This is a genomic window from Schnuerera sp. xch1 (assembly GCF_019931165.1).
In the GTDB taxonomy this organism is placed as follows: domain Bacteria; phylum Bacillota; class Clostridia; order Tissierellales; family Tepidimicrobiaceae; genus JAIOUP01.
The window spans coordinates 20,663-27,038 of record NZ_JAIOUP010000023.1; the positions used below are offsets into that span (position 1 = coordinate 20,663).

The 6,376-nt window shown below is 29.5% G+C and carries 6 protein-coding genes; 5 read left to right on the forward strand and 1 reads right to left on the reverse strand.

All coding sequences use genetic code 11. From position 1 onward, the window contains the following. Positions 1-7 precede the first annotated feature (7 nt). Positions 8-976, forward strand: coding sequence for a hypothetical protein (locus tag K8M07_RS11910; protein WP_223379220.1), 969 nt, complete (start codon positions 8-10; stop codon positions 974-976). A gap of 73 nt (positions 977-1,049) precedes the next feature. Here the strand turns inward: K8M07_RS11910 and K8M07_RS11915 are convergent, their stop codons facing one another. After that, the gene (locus tag K8M07_RS11915; RefSeq protein ID WP_223379222.1) at positions 1,050-1,268 is read right to left on the reverse strand and encodes a hypothetical protein; all 219 of its coding nucleotides are present in this window, start codon (positions 1,266-1,268) and stop codon (positions 1,050-1,052) included. Between the two features lie 151 nt (positions 1,269-1,419). On the opposite strand from K8M07_RS11915, the gene K8M07_RS11920 reads away from it, so the two are divergent. The 4 genes from K8M07_RS11920 to K8M07_RS11935 are packed head-to-tail and all read left to right on the forward strand — an operon-like array spanning position 1,420 to position 6,034. Continuing rightward, positions 1,420-3,189: a B12-binding domain-containing radical SAM protein gene (locus K8M07_RS11920; protein ID WP_223379224.1), complete on the forward strand. Its 1,770-nt coding sequence runs from the start codon at positions 1,420-1,422 to the stop codon at positions 3,187-3,189. Positions 3,190-3,194: 5 nt separating this feature from the next. Continuing rightward, complete coding sequence (locus K8M07_RS11925) at positions 3,195-3,953, forward strand: hypothetical protein (RefSeq protein WP_223379226.1); 759 nt, start codon at positions 3,195-3,197, stop codon at positions 3,951-3,953. Positions 3,954-3,963: 10 nt separating this feature from the next. Beyond that, positions 3,964-5,103: a tetratricopeptide repeat protein gene (locus tag K8M07_RS11930; RefSeq protein WP_223379228.1), complete on the forward strand. Its 1,140-nt coding sequence runs from the start codon at positions 3,964-3,966 to the stop codon at positions 5,101-5,103. Positions 5,104-5,119: 16 nt separating this feature from the next. Further along, the gene (locus K8M07_RS11935; protein ID WP_223379230.1) at positions 5,120-6,034 is read left to right on the forward strand and encodes a bifunctional enoyl-CoA hydratase/phosphate acetyltransferase; all 915 of its coding nucleotides are present in this window, start codon (positions 5,120-5,122) and stop codon (positions 6,032-6,034) included. Positions 6,035-6,376: the final 342 nt, after the last annotated feature.

The window sequence follows — 6,376 nt, forward strand, 5'->3', positions numbered from 1 at the left end:
AGATATTATGGATTTTGACAGAATTGTTAATCCTCTGATGGTTTTATTTGATCAAGACAATAGAATCAACAATAGACCTACGCATATTACAGATATGATAGTGCTGACAATAAAATCATTAATACCATCGGAGAACTACGTAAGTACAAATATTGACTATACTAGATATAATGAAGAAATAAAGCTATGGAAACATTATAGACATGGGGAAAATGAATCATTGATGAATATTTTTGAGGACTTCAATCCACATGTCTATTGGAATTATAAAGATGACAGCGTATATCAAAGGATTATGCCTATAATTTTGGTAAATAATGATTTTTCAACAGTAAAAGAAGAAGTAATAAAAAATGTATTATTTACAACCGGAAACATTGAAACTCTAATAGAAGCATTGCTGTTATCTGGAATATTACATTACCAGACATTAGATGCAAATGCAATGATAGATAGACTAAAAGAAGAAGTAATAAATCTATCACAGTCCGACTTTTTAAATAAATATAAAAAATATTATAGAACACCAATAGAAACATACAGAGGAAATTTCTCAATAGATTTAGAAAGAAGCAAGATACAAACACTAAACATTCTAAATCTACAACATTCGAACAAATTCAAAACACTACAAGACTGTATAAAAACTCTATTAGACAATAAAGAACCTGAAACAATAATAGGGAAATGCATCAATGCACATAAAAAAGACATGAATAATGAACAATATGATTTTCGTAAATATTATTATCAATTAGCTAACTATGTATATAAGCTAAGAAAAGGCAGAATAGATCCAAAAACCCTAAAAATTGAAAAATATAATTTACCAGATATATTCCAACTAAAAGAGGGACAAGCCTTCTACCATTCCCTCTTAAACAGATCAAAGATAATTAGAAGACAAGAAACAGACAACAATATAATTGTACACATAAACACTAAATCAGGTAAATATACATTTAAGAAATATTAAAACAAAAACCTTCCATGATGGAAAGCTCATCGTGGAAGGTCTATCTATCTAAAATAGGAATATGTATTAATGACTAAAGAATATTCTGAGACTCACAAGAATCATTTAAATACTTTAAAAAATCCTCCTCATCAATCTCAGATAGCGCACTCAATTCCTTTACAATGCTATTTTTCAAATCAATGAAGTCATCAATTTTAGTCTTTACACCAGTGTATTCTAAAGCTTCAATAATCATTAACATATCTTCCTTAGATATTTCTTGTATCGATATTTTGTCGAACTCTTTCATTTAATAACTCCTTCCTAAAAATTTTATCTCATACATTATTCTATACTTTTTTTATAAAATCTTCAACAGTATATGAAACAAAATTATTAGATATAATGAGAGATATAATATATTATGTTATAATGGGAATAGTCTAAAAGGAGAGGTTACAATGAATACAATACTGACAACTTTAAATTCCAAATATATTCACTCAGCCTTATCAATTAGGTATATTAAATCCTATTGCAATGATATTTCAGACATTGAATTGATGGAATTTACCATAAATCAAAATGCAGATTATATTGTAGGAGAATTGTATAAGAGAGATCCTGATATCATAGGGTTTTCCACTTATATTTGGAACAGAGAAGAAACTCTCAGGATATGTGAGATGATTAAGATAGTAAAGCCAAATGTAAAGATCATATTAGGTGGACCAGAGGTATCCTTCGATGCAGAAGAACTGTTAAACAAACATTGGTTTATAGACTTTGTAATAATAGGTGAAGGCGAAATACCATTTAGAAATCTATTGAATACAATCAATGATAAGGGATACAATTATCCTGCAATAGATGGAATGGCATATAGACAAGGTGACAAAATAATAAATAACCCTGTGGGACAATTAATGAAAAACCTGGATGATATTCCCTCACCCTATGAGAAGATAAAAGATGACTTGGAAAATAAGATAGTATACTATGAAAGTTCCAGAGGATGTCCTTTTAACTGTCAATTTTGTTTATCATCCACTATTAAAGGCGTAAGATATTTTAGTATAGATAGAGTAAAGAAGGATTTAGGTAGGCTAATTGATGCCAAAGTAAGACAGGTAAAGTTTGTAGATAGAACCTTTAATGCAAATAAAGAATATGCAATGGACATAATGAATTTCATCATGGATAGAAACCCTAAAGACATCAACTTTCATTTTGAAGTAACAGCTCATCTATTGGATAGAGAAATGATTGATTTTATAGGAAAAGCAAAAGAAGGACTATTCCAATTTGAAATAGGAGTTCAATCCACAAACGAAAAGACTATAGAAGCCATAGGTAGGACTACAGACTTCAATAGATTAAAACAGGTATGTAAAGAAATAAAGGGATTTAACAATATCCACCAGCATCTTGATTTGATTGCAGGACTACCTTATGAAGGATATAATAGTTTCAAGAAATCCTTCAACGATGTATATAGTATCAAACCAGAAAAGATACAACTGGGATTTTTAAAGCTATTAAAAGGGTCAGGATTGAGAAGAGATAAGGACAAATATGGAATCAAATTTTTAGATATACCACCATATGAAGTATTGGAAACAAACGATATTGAATATGATGATATGCTAAAGCTAAAAGGTATAGAGGATTTGGTAGACAAATACTACAATGAAGGATTCTTTAACAATACAATAGAATATTTGATAAAGCATAGGTATGCTACAGCATTTGATTTTTTTGAAAATCTGTTATATTATTGGGAAAGTAATAGGTATAATACAGTATCACATAGTAGGAAAAGATTATACCAAATATTGTTACACTTTTGTAGGCAAAATGATTATGATGATCTTGATATTATAAATGAAATTACAAAATATGATTACATCTATAATAACAACAATACCAATATACCTAATTTCATTGATAGAATAGATGTCGGGTATCTACAGAAAAATAAACATAGAATATTAAAGGATAATAATCTTTTAAATACACACTTGATTCATTATAAGAATATGCCAACTAAAAAAATTATAAAAAAAGTCCATATAGAAGCATTTAAAATTGATATAATGAGATTAATAGACAACAATTATATATTCAATAATGATATGAATAAGCATAGTTATATACTATTTGAGCATAGAAACAGTTTGGTTAATAGATGTAGAACTTATGATGTGACACAATTTATCGCAAAGGAGTGAAAGATTTGAATTTGCTAGAAGATATGATTTTAGTACAGAAGAATACGCTTAAAAAGACTATCAAAAGCTTTGGGAAAAATTGGATAATAATCTTTACGAGTATAGTTTATGTGCTTATAAATCTTGTAGCAGCATTATTTGTAGGGAATTTACTTAGAGGACCATTATCCATATTATCGGGTATAATTACAGCAATCATAACAAGTAGCTTGACTTCAAATTATTTATATCTACTATTCAATGTAATCAACTATAATAAGATAACCTATAACAATTTTAAAGATGGATTTACCCAATATCTATGGAAAGTATATGGAATATTTTTTATAGCTTGGATAGTAACTTACGTGTTATCCGCTATTTCTCGATTATTTGGTAATAATTTAGGCATATTGATAACACTGTTTAGTTTAGCTGCTGTAATTTTATTGAATGCATTGCCTGAAACATTATATCAAAAATACTATTCTTCATCAGAAAGCATCCAATATGCATTTGAATTCATAAAAGAAAACTGGCTTAATTGGTTTATACCAAATGTTATACTACTATTAATATTATATTTGATAACTGGTAGATTGATTTTAAATATGTTTACAACCCATTTAAGCTTTAATATGAATTTTGATATAGGAAGTATGATTAGATATCTAATAGGTCAATCTTTATTCTCATTTGTAATGATATACAGAGGACATCTATTTAAGCTTCTAAGTACAAGTACAAGAAGAAAAAGAATGTATATGAAAAAACTATATGATTAAAGGTGATAAGATGAGTGTTATTGATGATTATTTTCTAAAGAAGACGGACAAGGTTTCCTTTATAGAACTTAAGAAAGATACTACTTTAAGGATAAAAAATTATATCATAGGTGATAATGTTCCCTTACCAATGGTCACAGATACACTGGTCAACGAAATAAGAGAAGGAGAATTAGAAGATGAACTAAAAGTGGCTCATGTAATAGAAGGTATTATCTATATATTGGGTATTGACTATAACTTTAAATTTAAAGATGAATATAAGACGATACTGTATAGTTTCAACTCCGATATAGAGGATTTTATCTTGTATAGAGGATTGAAATTGAACGAAGAAAAATACTATGAAGATGCAGCCATATACTTTAGAGCGCTGACAAATATCAATAATAAGAATGTAAATGGATTATTTAATTATGCGCTTTCATTGGAAAGAATAGCAAAGAAATTCATCGATTCAGAAGATGAAGAAAAGGGAAGCAAATTCCTACTGGAATCTACAAATCAACTTGAGACAATTTTGGATTTAGATCCTAAGTTTGCATTAGCCTATTATAAATTAGGGTATCATTATAAAAATTATGGACAATTTCAAAAATCCAAATTGATATGGGAAAAATATATTAATTTGGATAGAAATGAAATCAGAGTTCAAGAGATAAGAGAACAGTTGGATATCATAATGGATGATGCAGACAATGAAGAAGGATTAGATTATTTATATACTGGACAATATGAAAAAGCTTTAGACAAGTTTTTATCATTGATTTCCAAGCATAAGAATCTATGGAATCTTCATTATCTAACTGGGCTAGCTTATAAAGGCATGGGAGAATATGAACAAGCCATAGATTATTTTTATGAATCCATAGAACTAGGTGGAAGGAATGTTGACATATACAATGAATTGGGAATATGTCTATTTGGTATAGGAAAAGTAAATGAATCCATTGACATATTCAATAAAGGTATAGAAACAGACAATACCAATTATAAGATAGTATTCAATAGAGGGCTAATCTATCTACAATTAGGTTTATTTGAACAAGCTAAAGCTGATATTGCTACTGCACACAGGTTAAATCCTGATGATGCTATAGTTGAAAATAAATTAAAGGAACTAGAACAACAAAATAATCAACAATTCTAAAAGAGGAGGAATTATAATGGACATTAAAAATTTGGACCAATTATTAAAAGTAAAGTTTGACAACAAGATGAAGTTGGCAGTAGTTGCTTCTCAAAATGAAGAAGTGCTAGAGGCTGTATCAGAAGCTACAGAATTAGGTATAATTGAACCTATATTCATAGGCGACAAAGAGGCTACAGAAAAGATAGCATCAGGTTTAGACTTAAATATCGATAAATATAAAGTAATTGATGAAAAGGATTTAGTAAAGTGTGCTGAAACAGGAGTCAAATTAGTGAGAAATGGAGAAGCAGACTTCATAATGAAAGGTCTAGTTGATACTTCAATACTATTGAAGGCAGTATTGAATAAAGAATGGGGACTTAGAACCGATAGCTTATTGAGCCATGTAATGATATATGAAGTACCTACTTATCCAAAACTTATATACTTAACAGATGGAGGTATGAATCTTAAGCCTAATGTTGAACAAAAGGCTAAGATAATTGAGAACAGTGCCATAGTTAGTAAGGCCTTAGGAAATGAAACAGTTAAAGTAGCTTGTCTAGCTGCAAAAGAAAAGGTAAACCCAAAGATGGAAGCAACAGTAGATGCAGCTGAACTCAAGAAGATGTATGAAGATGGGAAATTTGAAGAAGGCGTAATAGTAGATGGACCTTTGGCTTTGGACTTAGCAGTTTCAAAAGATGCAGCAGAAATCAAAGGATTTGAAAGTGAAGTAGCAGGGGATGCAGATGTGCTATTAGTACCTACAATCGAAATGGGTAATGGTATAGGTAAAGGTATGACATACTTTGCAAATGGAAAATCAGCAGGAATTGTTATGGGAGCCAAAGCTCCAATAGTATTGGTATCAAGGGCAGATAGCTATGAATCAAAGCTTTATTCAATAGCATTAGGAAGCGTAGTATCAAATTATGTAAATAAATAATATTTTTATGAAAGAAAGAGAAAAACGAAGATAGATAGAGTAATATAAACACACAAACCCGCATTGAGTTTAAATGCGGGTTTTTCAGTGTTGAACGCTTAATGTAAATATGTTAAATTATTAAATGTCGCCAAAAACGAGTGCGACAAGGATGAAATAGCTATACCGATAGGGTTTGAGAATAAAACAAAAAACTTTGGAGAAGCTATTGACAAAAGTTTTTAAATATGTTATATTATATAAGTCACTTCAAAAGAGAAGCGACAAAAAGAACCTAGAAAACTAAACAGTGTGAAGTACTTTGAGTAAGAAAAAAGTCAGCGAGAGCCGACAAACTTAAGA

Coding starts and splice junctions, on each gene's coding strand:
- K8M07_RS11910 (WP_223379220.1), top strand. CDS start 8: ATGGATTTTGACAGAATTGTTAATCCTCTGATGGTTTTATTTGATCAA.
- K8M07_RS11915 (WP_223379222.1), bottom strand. CDS start 1,268: ATGAAAGAGTTCGACAAAATATCGATACAAGAAATATCTAAGGAAGAT.
- K8M07_RS11920 (WP_223379224.1), top strand. CDS start 1,420: ATGAATACAATACTGACAACTTTAAATTCCAAATATATTCACTCAGCC.
- K8M07_RS11930 (WP_223379228.1), top strand. CDS start 3,964: ATGAGTGTTATTGATGATTATTTTCTAAAGAAGACGGACAAGGTTTCC.
- K8M07_RS11935 (WP_223379230.1), top strand. CDS start 5,120: ATGGACATTAAAAATTTGGACCAATTATTAAAAGTAAAGTTTGACAAC.